At 61.5% G+C, this 16779-nt stretch carries 13 protein-coding genes; 3 read left to right on the top strand and 10 right to left on the bottom strand.

Annotated features, from left to right (window positions below; all coding sequences use genetic code 11):
* Window positions 1-2: 2 nt before the first annotated feature.
* On the bottom strand, window positions 3-1367 hold the full coding sequence (locus OHD62_RS24355) for an NAD(P)-dependent oxidoreductase (protein ID WP_263787973.1): 1365 nt from the start codon (window positions 1365-1367) through the stop codon (window positions 3-5).
* A 120-nt stretch (window positions 1368-1487) separates the two neighbouring features.
* Window positions 1488-2201, bottom strand: a complete 714-nt coding sequence (locus OHD62_RS24350; protein WP_263787972.1) for a gamma-glutamylcyclotransferase — start codon at window positions 2199-2201, stop codon at window positions 1488-1490.
* Between the two features lie 189 nt (window positions 2202-2390).
* On the opposite strand from OHD62_RS24350, the gene OHD62_RS24345 reads away from it, so the two are divergent.
* Entirely contained in the window at window positions 2391-3167 is a 777-nt protein-coding gene (locus OHD62_RS24345) for a VOC family protein (RefSeq protein WP_263787970.1), read from the top strand.
* 378 nt (window positions 3168-3545) lie between these two features.
* Here the strand turns inward: OHD62_RS24345 and OHD62_RS24340 are convergent, their stop codons facing one another.
* The gene (locus OHD62_RS24340; RefSeq protein WP_263787968.1) at window positions 3546-4034 is read right to left on the bottom strand and encodes a hypothetical protein; all 489 of its coding nucleotides are present in this window, start codon (window positions 4032-4034) and stop codon (window positions 3546-3548) included.
* A 197-nt stretch (window positions 4035-4231) separates the two neighbouring features.
* On the opposite strand from OHD62_RS24340, the gene OHD62_RS24335 reads away from it, so the two are divergent.
* Window positions 4232-4624: a DoxX family protein gene (locus OHD62_RS24335; protein ID WP_263787966.1), complete on the top strand. Its 393-nt coding sequence runs from the start codon at window positions 4232-4234 to the stop codon at window positions 4622-4624.
* Between the two features lie 14 nt (window positions 4625-4638).
* Here the strand turns inward: OHD62_RS24335 and OHD62_RS24330 are convergent, their stop codons facing one another.
* On the bottom strand, window positions 4639-7080 hold the full coding sequence (locus OHD62_RS24330; RefSeq protein WP_263787964.1) for a GcvT family protein: 2442 nt from the start codon (window positions 7078-7080) through the stop codon (window positions 4639-4641).
* 72 nt (window positions 7081-7152) lie between these two features.
* A complete protein-coding gene (locus OHD62_RS24325; protein WP_263787962.1) occupies window positions 7153-8691 on the bottom strand; it encodes a trimethylamine methyltransferase family protein in 1539 nt (512 codons plus the stop codon).
* A 217-nt stretch (window positions 8692-8908) separates the two neighbouring features.
* Here OHD62_RS24325 and OHD62_RS24320 point away from each other — a divergent pair, with 217 nt between their 5' ends.
* Window positions 8909-9499, top strand: coding sequence for a transglycosylase SLT domain-containing protein (locus OHD62_RS24320; protein WP_263787960.1), 591 nt, complete (start codon window positions 8909-8911; stop codon window positions 9497-9499).
* Window positions 9500-9535: 36 nt separating this feature from the next.
* On the opposite strand, the gene OHD62_RS24315 is transcribed toward OHD62_RS24320, so the two are convergent.
* The 5 genes from OHD62_RS24315 to OHD62_RS24295 form a co-directional block, all read right to left on the bottom strand.
* Window positions 9536-10213 carry a glutathione S-transferase family protein gene (locus tag OHD62_RS24315; protein WP_263787959.1) on the bottom strand — a complete coding sequence of 226 codons (678 nt, stop codon included), beginning with the start codon at window positions 10211-10213 and terminating at the stop codon, window positions 9536-9538.
* Window positions 10214-10373: 160 nt separating this feature from the next.
* Window positions 10374-12578: an ABC transporter ATP-binding protein gene (locus tag OHD62_RS24310; protein ID WP_263787957.1), complete on the bottom strand. Its 2205-nt coding sequence runs from the start codon at window positions 12576-12578 to the stop codon at window positions 10374-10376.
* 48 nt (window positions 12579-12626) lie between these two features.
* Window positions 12627-13784: an ABC transporter permease gene (locus OHD62_RS24305; RefSeq protein WP_263787955.1), complete on the bottom strand. Its 1158-nt coding sequence runs from the start codon at window positions 13782-13784 to the stop codon at window positions 12627-12629.
* A gap of 12 nt (window positions 13785-13796) precedes the next feature.
* On the bottom strand, window positions 13797-14831 hold the full coding sequence (locus OHD62_RS24300; RefSeq protein WP_263787954.1) for an ABC transporter permease: 1035 nt from the start codon (window positions 14829-14831) through the stop codon (window positions 13797-13799).
* Between the two features lie 167 nt (window positions 14832-14998).
* Entirely contained in the window at window positions 14999-16651 is a 1653-nt protein-coding gene (locus OHD62_RS24295) for an ABC transporter substrate-binding protein (protein WP_263787953.1), read from the bottom strand.
* Window positions 16652-16779 lie beyond the last annotated feature (128 nt).

The raw sequence follows: 16779 nt of genomic DNA, 5'->3' as shown, positions 1-16779 counted from the left end.
GCTCATGCCCTCCCGTTTGAGGTCAGTGCCCGGTGGATCGATTCCGCCGCGTCGCGGCCTTGCGCCACGGCCGAGACGGTCAGGTCGTTGCCGCCAAAGATGCAGTCGCCGCCAGCCCAGACATTGGCAAGCGAAGTGCGGCCCTCAGTGTCGACCTTGATGCGGCCGCCTTCCAGTTCGAGCGCCGCACCGCTGCCGTTGAGCGCGGCCGAAACAAAGCTCTGGCCGATCGCCTTGAACACCTGGTCGGCGGTAAGCATCAGCCGCTCGCCGGTGCCGACGAGTTTCTCACCCTTCAAGGCCGTGTATTCGAGCTCGATGGCGCTGACCTTGCCACCTTCGGCAATGACCCGCTTCGGCTGCAGCCAGTGCCGGATGGTGACGCCGTTGGCGGCGGCAAGATCCTGCTCGAATTCGGAAGCGTTCATATGCTCCTGGCCGCGCCGGTAGCAGATCGTCACCTCTTCGGCGCCGAGCAGTTTCGACTGCACCGCCGCGTCGATCGCCGTCATGCCACCGCCGATGACGACGACACGCCGGCCAACCGGCAGGCCGGAGAGATCACTCGCCTGGCGAAGCTCCGCGATGAATTCGACGGCGTTGGTGACGCCGTCCGCATCCTCGCCATCGGCGCGCAGCGCGTTGACGCCGCCAAGCCCCATGCCGAGAAACACCGCGTCGTAATTGCGGATCAGGTCCGAGAGCTGATAGTCGCGGCCGAGCGCCTTGCCGTTCTGGATGTCGATGCCGCCGATCGAGGTGACATAGTCGACCTCGGCCTGGGCGAAATTGTCGACACTTTTATAGGCGGCAATACCATATTCATTGAGTCCACCGGCCTTCGGCCGCGCTTCCAGTATGGTCACATCGTGACCGTGGCGGGCGAGTCTGTGGGCTGCCGCCAGCCCCGCCGGCCCGGCGCCGACCACTGCAATCGTCCTTCCGGTGGCTTCGGCGCGTGGATAAAACTGCTTGTTCTCGGACATCGCGACATCGGTAGCGTAGCGCTGCAGACGGCCGATCTGCACCGGCTTGCCTTCGGCGACCTCGCGCACGCAGACCTCTTCGCACAGCGTTTCGGTCGGGCAGACGCGGGCGCACATGCCGCCCAAAATATTCTGATCGAAGATCGTCTTGGCCGAACCGATCGGATTGCCGGTCGCGATCTGGCGGATGAACAGCGGGATGTCGATCGAGGTCGGGCACGCATTCATGCATGGCGCGTCGTAGCAGAAATAGCAGCGGTCGGATTCGACCAGCGCTTCGTGATGATCAAGCGGCGGATGCAGATCGGAAAAATTGTCGGCGTATTGCTCGGGCAGCAGCCGGCCGCCGGCAATACCTTCCTTGAAATGACCAGTCGCCATTCCTCTTCCCCTTGTTTTCGTTTTGGGGAAGGCTAGCACGTTTTGTTTTTTTATCAATTGGTCAATTTTCAGCGCAAGTTACTGGAATGCCTCGATAAAAACATGATATTTTCACTCATGTTATAAGAGCCGCGTGCCTGTCTCAGGGGTGTTGCCATGGATCGACCGGATCTCGTTGGCGACCAATTCCTGCAGCCGCCACAAATTGCGGTCGCGAATGCCGAACGCTTCGAGGTGACTGACGGTGTTGTAGAGATATTCCGCACCCGACCCGACATGCCCGCACGCCCGCGCCAGTACGTGCGCCACCCTCTCCAGCGGCTGCCTGAGTGAGGTGCCCCTGCCGGTCACGCCGACCCAGAAGCCCAGCGCCCTGAGCGCGCCCTGATCCGTATGCACCGGAACCCAGCGAACCGAGCTGACGCTTTCCTGATCGTCGATCTCGCGCCGCAACAGCCTTTCGATCTGGGCCGGCTTTTCGCCGTCGGGCAAGCGGTAGATCACCCCGTTGCACCGCCCGCCTCGCTCCAGCGCCATCATCAGGCCCGGCTGCGCGGCGCTGCCGCGCCAGCGGGCGATGTCGAGACAGAAGGAGCGGTGCCAGCCGAAAGCGGTGGCGCGCTGCTGGTCGACGGATTCGAAAGCCGGCTTCCAGATCAGCGAGCCATAGGCGAACACCCACAGCGGTCCCTCGTCCGCCTCGCCTGACAGGCGGAGCGCAAGCGCCCGGAAATCCTCGTCGGTCAGTTGCGTCCAGCTGCCATCTGGACCGGGATCGGTCTCCTCGCGATGGCACAGTGCGACAAGCTCCGGCGTGAGCGACATCAGGCGCATGGATCGACACCCCCTTACACAAGCAAAGTCGAAAACCGCGACCCGCGCAAGATTTCGAATGAGGTGTGCCTTGCCGCCATCTATTTCTGGTCCAGATGTCGGATTCCCGTCGCCAAGGTCGTCCTAGTATGGATCGAGCCACAATCCACAATTGGAACGCCCACAACTGGAAACACAAGGAGCACGACAATGCCAAAGTCCCCGATGCCCTTCTTCTGGTACGAGTTGATGACTACTGACCTCGACGCCGCCGAGGCTTTCTATACAGCTGTGATCGGCTGGACAGCCCAGCCCTTCGACGCCGGGCCAGGCATGCCGCGCTACATCGTCATGAATGTCGGCGAGCGCGGCGTCGGCGGGCTGATGACGCTGCCTGAGGACGCCGCCAAGATGGGCATGCCGCCAGCTTGGCTCGGCTATATCCACACCAAAGACGTCGATGCGTCGACAAAGTCGCTGAAGGCAGCCGGCGGCACGGTTCACCGCGAGCCCGACGACATTCCGAGCGTCGGCCGCTTCGCCGTCGTCGCCGATCCGCAAGGTGCGACATTCATGTTCCTGCAGCCGAGCGGCCCCGATCAGCCAACGGTGCCGGCCACCACGCCAGGCCATATCGGCTGGCACGAACTCTACACGTCGGACTGGAAGGCAGCGGTTGATTTCTATGCCGGCCAGTTCGGTTGGACCAAGGGCGACGCGATGGATATGGGGCCGATAGGCATCTACCAGCTCTTTGCCGTCGACGGCGAACTTGTTGGCGGCATAATGAACAAGCCCGAGCAGATTCCGGTGCCGGTCTGGCAGTTCTATTTCAATGTTGCGGCCATCGACGCGGCAGCCAGGCGCGTGACCGACAATGGCGGCAAGATCCTGATGGGCCCGATGGAAGTGCCCGGCGGCAGCTGGATCGTGCAGTGCACGGATCCGCAAGGCGCCCATTTCGCGCTGATGGCGCCGGGGCGGTAAGGACGGCACATCGCTGTTGGCGAAACCGGCAGCAACAGCGGATCTCCCCCTCGTGGCAGGGCATCGCATATGGCGCTCCCCTCTCCGTCTCGGCTTCGCCGAGCCACCTCTCCCCCACTTTGTGGGGGCGAGGAACCCAAGCCTATCAAGGCCGCGACCTCGGCGGTTGGCGTTTCCTCGCCCCCGTGAAATGGGGGAGAGGTGGCCGCGCAGCGGCCGGAGAAGGGCCGGCGCAGCCATGTGCGATTGCACTGCCTCGTGGGGGTTGAGGAGCAGTCCGCGCAGCGGACGGGAAGCCAATTGCTTGGCTTTCCGAACGACGAAAGCCGGCAGGACAGAGGAGGGGCGCTGTCCCTCCGACCTTACGCTCCTTGAGAACTACTCTGGCGTCAGCACGGAAACTTTGAGATCGGGCTTCTTTGCGCCGCTGAGCTGGATGGTGGCCGCACCGGCGGGCAGCTTGAAACGCACGCTCTTGCGGATGCCCGGGCAGGTTTTCACGCCGCTGAAACCCGCCAACTTCACGGCATGGCCATCCTGAACGACATCGATCCAGGCTTCGTCCGACAGGCTGATCTGGAGCTCTCCTTCCGGCGGCACGACGATGCTTGCCGTCGCGCCGAATGTACCGGCTGCCGGCGCGCGTTCCGGCGGAACAGTGAAGCTGATCGTGTCGACTGGCGCCAACGCCACATCTGCAGCCTCGCCGACCGAAAGGTCAGCGCCGGACTGTGCGGCGGGCGCTGCCTGAAACAGTGCCTGCTCGCGTGTCACCGGCCATTTGAAGGCATCACAGCCGGCGTCGGCGGCCATGGCGAAGCTGGTGCCTGCAAGGATTGCGAATAGGCTGATGACGACTTTTCTCATGGCAAGGGAACCCACATGGTTTGGTGTATCCACACATCAATACAACCATAGAGATATAAATGCAACCATAGAGAGAATAAATATGAAAGGCCAGACTTGGGGCCTATCACCGATTGTTGATGGCAAGCCATGGGAAGTGAATGGTCCATTGCCAGTCGATAATTTATCTCCGGGTGGAGTGCAAAACTGAGTTCTAGATGAAGCTTTTTGACGGTCTTGGCAGATATCAGCCGCAGGCACTGGCCGCATTGCGCATCATGACGGCGCTGCAATTCATCGAGCATGGCACCCAGAAACTGTTCAATTTCCCAGTCAGCGATCATGCCGGCACCCTGACCGGACTGACGCTGACCGCAGGCATCTTGGAATTCGCCGGCGGTATCTTGCTGGCGCTAGGGCTCTTCACCAGGCCGGTCGCCTTCCTTCTGGCTGGCGAAATGGCGATCGCCTATTTCATGGCGCACATGCCGCGCGACTTTTTCCCCATCAACAATGGCGGCGATTCGGCGATCTCGTTCTGCTTCATTTTCCTCTATCTGGCGTTTGCCGGCGCCGGCGCCCTGGCACTGGACAACCGCCGCAACGCTTGAGGCGTCAGCGCGCCTTACCCACGCATCCGCTCGAAATTGGCATCGAACAGCGGCGCCGTTTGCATGCGCGCTGCGTGACGTTTGCCCAGGAGCTCGATCTCGAAACCGTCGGTCTCCTCGGCGATCTCCTTCGGCACATAGCCCATCGCGACGGATTTCTTCGAATGATGCGCATAGCCGCCTGACGTGATCCAGCCGCGCACGGCGCCGTCATGCCAGATCGGCTCGTCACCGATGACATCGGCGTCAGCGGCATCGACGACAAAGGTGCGCAGCCTGAGCTTGCCGCCCTGCTTGCGCTCGGCAAGCGCACTGGCCTTGCCGATGAAATCGGCGTCCTTGCCATAGGCGACGAAACGGTCGAGCCCGGCCTCCAGCGGCCCATAGATCGGCCGGTATTCGCGCGCCCAGGAGCCGTAGTTCTTTTCCAGCCGCAATGCGTTGAGCGCGCGCGAACCGAACAGGCCGATCGAAAATTCCTCGCCGGCCGCCATCAGGGCCTGGAACGCGGCGCGCTGATATTCCGGCGCTACCCACATTTCATAGCCGAGATCGCCGGTATAGCTGACGCGCCCGACCAGGCACGGCGCCATGCCGATATCCATCCTGGCAATCGCCATGAACGGAAATGCCGCATTGGCGACATCCGCCCGCGTGACCTTTGCCAGGAGTTCCCGTGCTTTCGGTCCCGCGATCGACAGGCCTGTCAGTTTCGGCCCGAGCGCCTCGATACGGACCGAGCCATCGTCAGGCAGATGCGCCTCGAACCAGCGCATATGGTATTGTTCGGCGACGCCGGAGCCGGCGAGGAACCAGCCTTCCCCGTTGGGATTGGAGCCGCCGAGATTGGCCAGCGTGAAATCGCCGATCAGTCTGCCATCGTCCTTCAGCATCGGCGCCAGCGTCATGCGGCCCGGCTTCGGCAATTTGCAGGCCATCAGACGATCGAGCCATGCGGCAGCCCCCTCGCCCGTCACCTTGTATTTGGCGAAGCTCGAAATCTCCGCCAGGCCGACGCCTGAGCGAACCGTCTTCACTTCCCTTGCGACATGCGTGAAATCGCTCGAGCGCCGCCACGAGAACTCGTCCCTGACGCCTTCCGGCGCGTACCACAGCGGCACTTCCAGCCCGTAGGCCACGCCCCACTGCGCTCCCTTGGCTGACAACAAATCATAGACCGGCGTTGTCTTAAGCGGCCGGCCGGCAGGCAACTCTTCGTTGGGGAAGCGGATCGAAAACCGCCGCGAATAATTCTCGCGCACCTTGGCGTTGGTAAAGGCCATCGTCGCCCAGTCGCCATAGCGCGAGACGTCCATCGCCCAGATGTCGGCGCCGGGATCGCCCTCGATCATCCAGTTCGACAGTGCCAGACCAACGCCGCCGCCTTGCGAAAAGCCGGCCATGACACCGCACGCGACCCAGAAGCCCGGCAGGCCGCGCACCGGCCCGACCAGCGGATTGCCGTCGGGCGCGAAGGTGAAGGGCCCGTTGATGATCTGCTTGATGCCGGTCTTCTGGAAGGCCGGGAAATGCCGGAAGCCGACCTCCAGCGACGGCGCGATGCGGTCGATATCCGGCTCCAGCAATTCATGGCCGAAATTCCATGGTGTGGAGAATTCGGACCATGGCTTGTTGGCCTTCTCGTAGGTACCCATCAGCATGCCGCCGCGTTCCTGGCGCAGATAGAGTTCGCCGTCGAAATCGACCGCGTGGATGATCTCCGTGCCGGTCTTCTGGTTCCACGCGGCGACCTCCGGCATATCCTCGGTGATCAGGTACATGTGCTCCATTGCCAGCACCGGCAGCTCCAGCCCGACCATGCGGCCGACCTCGCGCGCCCACAGCCCGCCGGCGTTGACGATATGCTCGGCCACCACCTCGCCCTTGTTGGTGATGACGCGCCACAACCCGTCGGGACGACGCACGATGTTCTCGACCTTGGTGAAGCGCTCGACCTCGGCGCCGAGCTTGCGCGCGGCCTTGGCATAGGCGTGGGTGACGCCTGATGGATCGAGATGGCCGTCCTCCTTGTTGCGCACCGCGCCGACGAACTGTTTGGGATCGATGAGCGGCATCAATTCGGCCGCCTCATCAGGCGAGATCTCCTCCAGGTCGATACCGAGATAGCGGCCCTTGGCGACGACGCCGCGCAGCCAGTCGAGCCGCGCCTCGGTGGCGGCCAGCAGCACGCCACCGGTGAGATGCACGCCGGTCGCCTGACCGGACAGTTCCTCGATCTCCTTGTAGAGCGAGATCGTGTATTTCTGCAGCTTGGCGACGTTGGGATCGCCATTGATCGTATGCATGCCGCCGGCCGCGTGCCAGGTCGATCCGGAAGTCAGCTCGTCGCGCTCCAATAGAACGACATCGGTCCAGCCGTGGCGGGCGAGATGGAACAGCACGGAGCATCCGACAACACCGCCGCCAATGACCACGACCTTTGCATGCGATTTCATGATTTCTCTCGTTATTTCAGTGAGTTGGATGGATAAGTGGATTCAATATGGGAGGGGTTGGCAAGAGCAGCATCACGGCTCGCCCTGCCCGATCGCTTCCTTGCGCTTGGCAACATAGGCCTCCAGCGCTTCGCGCGCGGCAATATCCATCACCGGCTGGACATAATCTTCCAGCGCCTTCTTCCACAGCCGCGTCGCGCGCGCTGTGGCATCGAGACCGCCGGCCTCCTGCCACGCCTCATAATTCTGCCAGTTGGACAGCATCGGCTGGTAGAAAGCGGTGGCGTAGCGCTCCAGCGTGTGCGGCTCGCCGAAGAAATGGCCGCCGGTCGGCACCGCCCCCAGCGCCTCGACGGCAAGCTCGGCCTCGTTGACCTCGATCGGGCGCAGGAACTCCATCATGTGCTGGATCATCTCGACATCGATGATGAACTTCTCGAACGACGCGGTCAGCCCGCCCTCCTGCCAGCCGGCGGCGTGGTAGACCAGATTGCCATGGCCGAGCACCGCGCCCCAGAGCGCCATCAGCGTCTCATAGGCACCTTGCGCGTCGGCGGCGTTGGAGGCCGAGCCCGGCGTCGTCCGGTAGGGCAGATTGTACCGGCGCGCCAATTGCCCGGAGGCGATATTGGCCTTGGTATTTTCAGGCGTGCCGAAGGCCGGGGCACCCGACTTCATGTCGACATTGGAGGTAAAGGCGCCATACATCACCGGCGCGCCGGAACGCACGAGCTGCGTCAGCACCACGCCGAACAGCGCCTCGGCGTTCTGCTGCGCCAAAGCGCCGGCAAGTGTCACCGGGCTCATCGCCCCCATCAGCGTGAATGGCGTTACCGCCACCGACTGGCCGAACTCGGCCATGGTCATCAGTCCCTCGGCCATCATCTCGTCGAAGCGGCGCGGCGAGTTGACCGAAATGATGGTGGTGATGCCAGGATCGTCGCGCATCTGGTCTAGGCTGAGCCCGCGCGAGATCGCCATCATCTCGATACCATCGAGCGCCCTGCCCCGCCCGATGGCCGAGACGTGAAAGCTTTTGTCGGTCAGCGTCAGATTGGTGAAATAAGTGTCGAGATGGCGCGAATTGGCCGGCAGTTCGACCGGTGCGCAGACCTGGTTGCCGAGCATATGAATGCAGTTGAAATGCTGCGCCAGCCGGGTGAGGTCTGAATAGTCGCGCAAGTTTCCAGCACGGCGGCCGCGTTCCATGTCGTGCACATTGGGCGGCCCGGCGACCAAAGTGAAGTTGACCGTGTTGCCGCCGAGATGGACGGTGTGGGCCGGATTGCGCGGTGTCAGCGTGTAGTTCGACCGCGTCGTCTTCAGCGCCGCATCGACCATGCCCCGATCGATCCGGACATTCGCCGACGCATGATCGACCTTGGCGCCTGCGCTCTCGAACAGCGACAGCGCCCGCGGGCTCATCACCTCGATGCCGAAATTCTCCAGAATGTGCATCGACGCCTGGTGGATCGCCTCGATCTGGTCGGCCGAAAGCATCGCCATCGGCGGATAGGGATTGGTGACGCGGCGCAACGGCAGTTGCGGAATGGCGGCCGGTCCCCTGTTGCTGGTTCGCTCGGCGCCGCGCTTGCGTCTTGGTTCGGTCATGCGCGGCATCAAAGCGCCGTGGCTCAAACCAGGCTGTCAGAAATCCGCCGTCAGCAGGCGTGATTTTAGCCAAGGCGGCACATTGGCAATTTCCACCCGACAAAAGCGACAGGAACGGTCGCAATATTCGCCCTCATTTGCCTGGGCCGAGGCAGCCGACGAGCGATTAAGAAACGCAGCAAGATTCCTTTTATGATTTCGGCCTATTCGTCTTCCAATGCGTAGGTCGAGTTTTAGTAAAATTGTAGCTGTCGCCGTGTTGCTGGCACTATCGGCCTGCGCGACGCCACCAAGCCATATCAACGATGTCTGCGCAGTGTTCGACCAGAATGACGGCTGGTTCGACAATTGGCAGGCGGCGGCTGAACGCGCCGAGCAGAAATACGGCGTACCGGTTCCCGTGCTGATGGCGACGGTGCGCAAGGAATCCGGCTTCAAGAGCAATGCCAGGCCACCGCGCAAAAAGCTGCTGGGCTTCATCCCCTGGAAACGCGCCTCCAGCGCCACTGGCTTCTCGCAGGCGCTCGACGGCACTTGGTCGCAATATCAGAGCGAAACCGGCAATTGGGCGGCGCGGCGCACCAAGTTTGCCGACGCTGTCGATTTCGTCGGCTGGTATCATTCGAAGACATCGGATACCTACGGCGTTGCCCGCAACGATACCTACAATCTCTATCTCGCCTACTATCTCGGCTGGACCGCTTATGGCCGTGGCAACCGTGGCGATGCCGGCGTTCAGAACTATGCGCGGGCGACCGAGAAGATGGCTCGCGACTATGCCGCTCAGTTGCAGCAATGCGGCAATTGAACCGGCGATCCCAGGCGTGCGGCCCACCGGGATCGATCAGGCTATGACGCCTCCGGGATGCTTTTTCATCATCTCCGCATAGACATCCGCTGCCCTCTCGGTCTCCTCGAGATAGGGAGTTGCGCTGGGACGAGATCGAACCAGCTCGTACAGCCTGGCAATTAACGGAAAACGCTCGCACGCCGCTCGGCGGTCGAGATAGGCGGTCCAAAAAACCAGATAGAAATCCGCAAGCGAAAAGCGAGACCCCAGGACATATGGACCCCTTGCCGCGAGTCTCGTGTTCATGACGTTCAGGCGGCTGAGAACCAGCGATTTGGCCAGATCCTGTATCCCGTCGTCATCGTCTCGTCTTAGCGAGAAGCGGTGCGGAAAATGGAAACGTTTCATCTCGGACTGTATGTCTCCGGCGATATGGAAAACCGTCGAGAGAAAGAGACCCCGGTCCGGATCGATCGACGAAGGCGCAAGTTCAGTAAGCTGGTGCCGGTCAGCCAGATACAGCATCAGTGCGGCCACTTCGTAGAGTGCCTCGCCCTCAGGTGTAATCAGCACCGGCAGCAGTCCGGCCGGGTTTATGGCCAGGAATTCCGTGGTGCGGTGCTCGCCGTTCAAAATGTCTATTTTCCTGAGTTCGTACTCTATTTTGCCTTCCTCAAGCACCCATTGGACGAGGGGGGCGCGGGTGAAGTCACCCCCATAGAGAATGTACATCGGGCTCTCCGTAGTGAGCTGCACCTCTGCAAGGTCTTGGGCATCTCTGAGCGCCGATGAGGCCGCACTGCAAAACGAACCGCGACCATACGTTGGTCGCGGATCAGGTCGCCTCGTCGGCCAGGACCGGGTACCTCACGGCCTGGACGCCGGCGACCAGTCAGCTCGGCTTCTTGCCGCTTGGACGCTTCGGCGGAGCACCAGCGAAGCCCGGACCGCTGCCATGCGGCGCATCTTCCGGCACGCCTTCATGCGCTGCGTGTTCCTTGTCGAATTTGATCACCGGCTCCATTTTCGCCAGCACGTCGTCGGCAAGCCAGCACAGGCTCATATGGCCATCGCCGAGATGCTTCACCGGTGGCACTTTGGTCTCGCACAGATTGTCCGGCACCAATTTCTTGTAGCCGCAGCGCGTCTGGAACGGACATCCGGTTGGCGGGTTCATTGCCGACGGGATATCGCCTTCCAGCACGATGTGTTTTTTCACCACGCTGGTGTCGGCGATCGGGATCGCCGAAAGCAACGCCTCGGTATAGGGATGATAGGGCGGCGCGAAGATCTGGTCCGTCGTGCCCTGTTCAACGATATAGCCGAGATACATGACGACGACGCGATCGGCGATGTAACGCACGACGGACAGATCGTGGCTGATGAACAGCATCGTCGTCTTGTTCTTGCGCTGGATGTCCATCAGGAGTTCGGTCACGGCCGCCTGCACCGACACGTCGAGCGCCGAGACCGGCTCGTCGGCCACCACCACCTTGGCGTCGCCGGCAAAGGCTCGCGCCACGCCGATGCGCTGTTTCTGGCCGCCTGAAAGCTGGCGCGGCTTGCGGGTTTCGAATGCTCTCGGCAGCTTCACCAGGTCGAGCAGCTCAAGCATGCGCTTGCGCCGATCGGCCACCGTGTTGCCGACATTGAATTTCTCCAGCGTGCGGATGATCTGCGAGCCAACGGAGTGGCTCGGGTTGAGCGTGTCGAACGGATTTTGGAACACCATCTGGATCGACGACACCGTCTCGACGCTGCGCTTCTCGACGCCGGTCGACTGGATTTCCTTGTTGCCGAGCGTCACGCTCCCTGAACTTGCCGTCTCCAGCCCGAGCAGCACCTTTGCTAATGTCGACTTGCCGCAACCGGACTCGCCGACGATGGCCACGGTCTCGGACTCGCGCGCCATGAACGAAATCGTTTCATTGGCCTTGACGACGCGGCCTTCGCTCGAACCGAACACCTCGCTGCCGCCGACCTTGTAATATTTCCTGAGGTCCTCGATCTTGAGCACCGGCGCGCCGGGCACGACGCGCTCGTTGACCTTCTTGGCCCCAGGCGGCAGCGCTTCCCAGTCGATCTCGTTGAAGCGCACGCACCGCGAAAAATGACCTTCGTGGCCTTCGACCGCGATCATCGGTATTTCGGCGGCATTGCAGACGCCTTCGACGAAGTGGTGGCAGCGCGGACCGAAATTGCAGCCTTTCGGCCGCTCGTGCGGCAGCGGCAATTGTCCCGGGATGGAGATCAGCGGCCGCGAATTCTTGTCGGCGCCGGGCAGCGGGATCGACCGGAACAGGCCTTGCGTGTAGGGATGGCGCATCCGGTCGAACACATCCTTGATCTTGCCGGTCTCCACCGCTTCGCCCGAATACATCACCGTGATGCGGTCGCAGGTCTCCAGGATCAGGCCGAGATTGTGTGACACGAAGATCATCGAGGTGCCGAACTTCTCGCCGAGGCCCTTCACCAGATCGACGATGCCCGCTTCCACTGTCACGTCGAGCGCCGTTGTCGGCTCGTCGAGCAGAAGCAGCGCCGGCTTCGACAGCAGCGCCATGGCAATGACGATGCGCTGCTGCTGGCCGCCGGAAAGCTGGTGCGGATAGGAGCGCATCATGCGCTCGGGATCGGGAAGCCTCACCGAGCGCACCATTTCAAGCGCGCGTTTATAGGCCTCTTCCTTCGACACCTTGTCGTGGATCAGCGGCACTTCCATCAATTGCTGGCCGACCTTCATCGCCGGGTTGAGGCTCGCCATCGGCTCCTGGTAGATCATCGCGATCTTGTTGCCGCGGATGGCGCGCAGTTCCTCGTCGGACAGCTCGCCCATGTCCTTGCCCTGGAACTTGATCCGGCCACCGACAATCTTTCCGATGTTGGAGAGGTCGCGCATGATGCCGAGCGACACGGTCGACTTGCCGCAGCCGGATTCGCCGACAATGCCCATCGCCTCGCCGGGCATGACGGTGCAGGAAAAGTCCATGACGGCAGGTATCTCGCCCTTGCGGGTGAAGAAGGAGATCGACAGGTTCTCGATCTCGATGATCGGCCCATCGGTCGGCTTGCCGGGATTTCGAACTGCCTCATTCATGGGTCGCTCCAATCCTTGTGCTTCAAAGTAGGGTCGATGACCCGTCCATCAATCTTTCATCGATTGTTCGCGCAGCGAGTCGGCCAAAAGGTTCAGCCCCAGCACGAACGACATCAGCGCGATTGTCGGCGGCAGCGCCGGATGGATGAAGGAACGCAGCAGCCGGCTGGCGTCCTTGATCGCGGTGCCCCAGTCCGGGCTTTCGGGCGCCAGTCCCAGCCCGAAATAACCGAGCGTGCCGAGCAGGATCGTGGTGTAGCCGATGCGCAGGCAGGCATCGACGATCAGCGGCCCGCGCGCATTGGGCAGGATCTCCCACAGCATAATGTACCAGGGCGATTCACCGCGTGTCTGTGCCGCCGCCACATAGTCACGCGTCTTGATGTCCATGACCAGGCCACGCACGATGCGGAACACGCCGGGGCTGGATGCGAACACCACCGCCACGAAGATGTTGAGCTGGTTGGGATCGATGTGGATGATCTTCAGCGGGTCCTTGTCGAAGACGAGGCCGGCATAGATCCAGCCGCCAAGAATGAGTGTCAGCCCGAGCAGGATGTAGAGCCGGTCCGGCCGGTTCTTGTAGCGGGTCCAGAACAGCACGCTGAAGAAGATGATTGGAAACAGGAAGAAGATGCCTGCGAGCCCATAGGGGATCGGGGTGTCCATGATGCCTGGCGTTACCAGGAGGTAGAACAGCAAGATCACCGGGAAAGCCAGAACAAGGTTGGCGAGGAAGGACAGCACCGTGTCGATCTTGCCGCCATAATAGCCGGCAGGCAGGCCGAGCGTGATGCCGACCATCAGCGCAAATCCGGTCGCCGCCGGCGCGATGATCAGCACGATCTGGCTGCCATAGACCATGCGGGAAAACACATCGCGGGCGAGCTTGTCGCCGCCGAAGTAATAGACAAGCTTCGATGCCGGTTCGATTGCGCCGGGCAGCGCGTCCTTCATGATCGGCACCTGGGCGAGCGGATCGAAGGGCGCGACGGTCGATGCGAAGATCGCCGTGAACAGCCAGAACAGGCAGATGCCGACACCGACGATGCCGACGCCGCTGTCGAAGAGCTGGCCGTAGAGAGCAAGCTTCTTCTTGTAGAGGAAGCTCGCTCCCATGACGATGACAAGACCGACCCACACCGGCCAGAAGCGCGCTAGCACGCCGAGGACAATATTGAAGGCGCTGATATATTCGACCTGCATCCGCCCGATCCCCTACTGCACTCTGATACGCGGATTGAGAAACGCGTAGCCAACATCGGAAATGAGCTGCGTGATCAGCACGATGAACACCGAGACCAGCGAACAGCCGAGCAACAGGTCGATATCGTTGTTGCCGGCCGCTTCGACGAGCGTGTAGCCAAATCCCTGATAGCGGAACATCACCTCGACGATGACGACGCCGGTGAGCAGCCAGGGAAATTGCAGCATGATGACGGTGAACGGCGCAATCAGCGCGTTGCGCAGCGCGTGCTTGATCACCACGCTGCCGAAGGACAGGCCCTTCAGCCGGGCGGTGCGGATATATTGCTGTGTCATCACCTCGACCATCGAGGCGCGGGTCATGCGGGCGATGTAGCCGATGCCATAGATCGCCAGCGTCATGACAGGCAGCGTGAAATTATAGAAGGTGATGCCCTGGCTGGCCGAAGCCGCCGAACCGTTCAGTATACCCAGCCATGAAGCGAAGATGACGGTAAAAATGACGCCCGACACATATTCAGGCGTCGCCGTCGAGGCTATCGAGGCCACCGACAAAGTCCGGTCGGTTCGCGAACCTTCCCGCATGCCGGCAAGGATGCCGATCAAAAGCGATATCGGCACCATCACCGCCAGCACCCAGAACATCAGGATGCCGGTGGCGCCGAGCGCCGGGAAAAGCTTTGACGCCACGGTGGTCTTGAACTTGGTCGAGCAGCCGAAATCGCCTTGCAGGACGCCGGAGAATGTCGGCACGACCGGATCGTTGCAGAAGGAAAAGCGTTGCGCTGGCTTGCCCGTTGCCGGGTCGGTCACCGGCTGTTTGGGCATGATGCCCAGCCATTGACCGTAACGGACGAAGAAGTTCTGGCGATAGCCATGGTTGACCAGCCAGTCCTCAAGCTGCTCGGCCGAGGTGTGCATTTCGGTCTGACTGATCGCCAGCTTCTTCAGATTGGGTTCGAGATTGATCAGAAAGAAGACGATCATCGTCAGACACAGCATCGTCAATGCCATCGTGCCGAGACGTCGAAGGATAAAAGAAAGCATGGCGGCCCCCTGCCGGTGGGGTTGGGGTCAGGTGCTGTCAACCCTTGATTTGTCGCATGAGCCGGCTTGGAAAGTCAGCAGCCTTTTTGCGCTGACCCCCATTTGCCGATCATGTTCGAAACAGGAGGGAGGGACGAACGCCCTCCCTCCCCTTTGGCCTCTATCGATCAGGCCTGCTCGAGCCAGACCTTGCCGTAATCGCGCTCGTATGTCGGATGCATGGCGTAGTTCTTAACCGCCGCAACCGAGTGACTGTAGAGCTTGCGCCAGTAAGGCTGGATGATGATGCCGGAATCCTGCAGGGTCTGCTCGATGTCCTTCATCATCTCCTTGCGCTTGGCCGCGTCGGCGACGGCGAGCGCGGCATTGAGCTTGGCGTCCCACTCCTTGTTGGACCAGGCAGTCTCGTTCCAGGCTTCACCGGTACGATAGCCGATTGCAAGCACCTGGACGCCGAGCGGCCGCATGTTCCAGTTGGTCATGGACAGCGGATACTTGGTCCAGTCGTTCCAGAACGTCGAGCCGGGCAGCACCGTGCGCTTCACCTTGATGCCGGCGTCACGCAGCTGGGCGGCGATCGCATCGCCGGTGTTCTTGTGCCAGTCCTCGTCGACCGTGATCAGCTCATGCTCGAAATCGGCTTGGCCGGCTTCGGCCATCAGGGCCTTGGCCTTGGCGGGGTCGCGAGCAATTTTCGGCAGCTCGTAATATTCCGGATGAATCGCGCAGACATGGTGGTTCTCGGCAACGGTGCCGGCATTGCCGTAACCGAGCTGGAGGACGACGGCGTTGTCGACGCCGAGCTGCAGCGCCTGACGCACCTTCTGGTCATCGTAAGGCTTGTTGGCGACGTTGGTGCGGCAGACGATGGTCGCTGCGGTGACCACCTCGGACTTCACCAGATCCATGCCATCGAGGATCGACACATAGTCGGCCGACGTCTCGAAATTGGTGTGGACTTCGCCCGCTTCGAAAGCGCTGACCATGGCCGCCGGATCGGTGCCGTAGTCGATGAATTCGATGCCGTCGAGGAAGACCTCGCCGTCCCACCACTTGTTGTCCTCGCGACGCTTGTAGACCACCTTCTGGCCGACATCGTAGGACACGAGCTCAAACGGGCCGGTACCGATCGGGCAAGCCTTGAAGTCGCCGCCCTTCTCGTCGAATGTCTTGTGGACGATAAGGCCGGGATAGTCGCACATGTTCGGGATGAGCGCGATGTCAGGCGTGCCGAGCTTCAGTTTGACCGTCATGTCGTCGACCTTGGTCACCGCGCTTTCGTCCAGCTTGTCGTCCTTGACCAGCGTGCCGAGACGGCCGGGCATGGAATTGCCTTCGGCTTTCTTGTCGGCCCAACGCTTGAGGTTGAAGATGACGTCATCGGCGTTGAATGCATCGCCGTTCGACCAGGTCACACCCTTGCGCACATGCAGCGTGTATTCGGTCGCGTCGTCGTTGACGTCCCAGCTCTCGAGCAGATAGGGGCGGAATGTGTATTCGGTCGTGTACTTGACCAGCGGCTCGAGCGCCTGACGCTCGGCGTTGGCGATTTCCGACCAGTCGGATTTGCGCGGATCCTTCGGATCCTTGATCCACTGCGCGACCTTCAGCGTGCCGCCTTTCTTGCCCTGGACTTCCTCCGCCTTCGCGGGCGTGGGATCGGCGAGGCCGATCAGGCCATAGGCCATCGCCGTGGACGCACCAAAGACGCTGGCGAGCGCCAGGAACTCGCGGCGATCCATTTTTCCTGCCTTGGCTTCTTCGGCCATTGCCAGGATGTGATCCGGAACGCGATCCCCATTACTTTTGTAGATTGCCATGACTGACTCCCATTGTTGGCTTTCTGCCTTTTAACATTCCGCATCCGCGCCGTGTTGTCAAAGACGGCAGGGATTGGGAACATGCAGGGAATGTGCAACTTTGAAAGGCAGGCAGTTCGCGTGATAAC

It is taken from the genome of Mesorhizobium sp. YC-39, from assembly GCF_025753795.1.
In the GTDB taxonomy this organism is placed as follows: Bacteria; Pseudomonadota; Alphaproteobacteria; order Rhizobiales; family Rhizobiaceae; genus Mesorhizobium.
The sequence above is the reverse complement of the archived record's forward strand: the minus strand, read 5'-3'. Positions and strand labels throughout refer to the sequence as shown.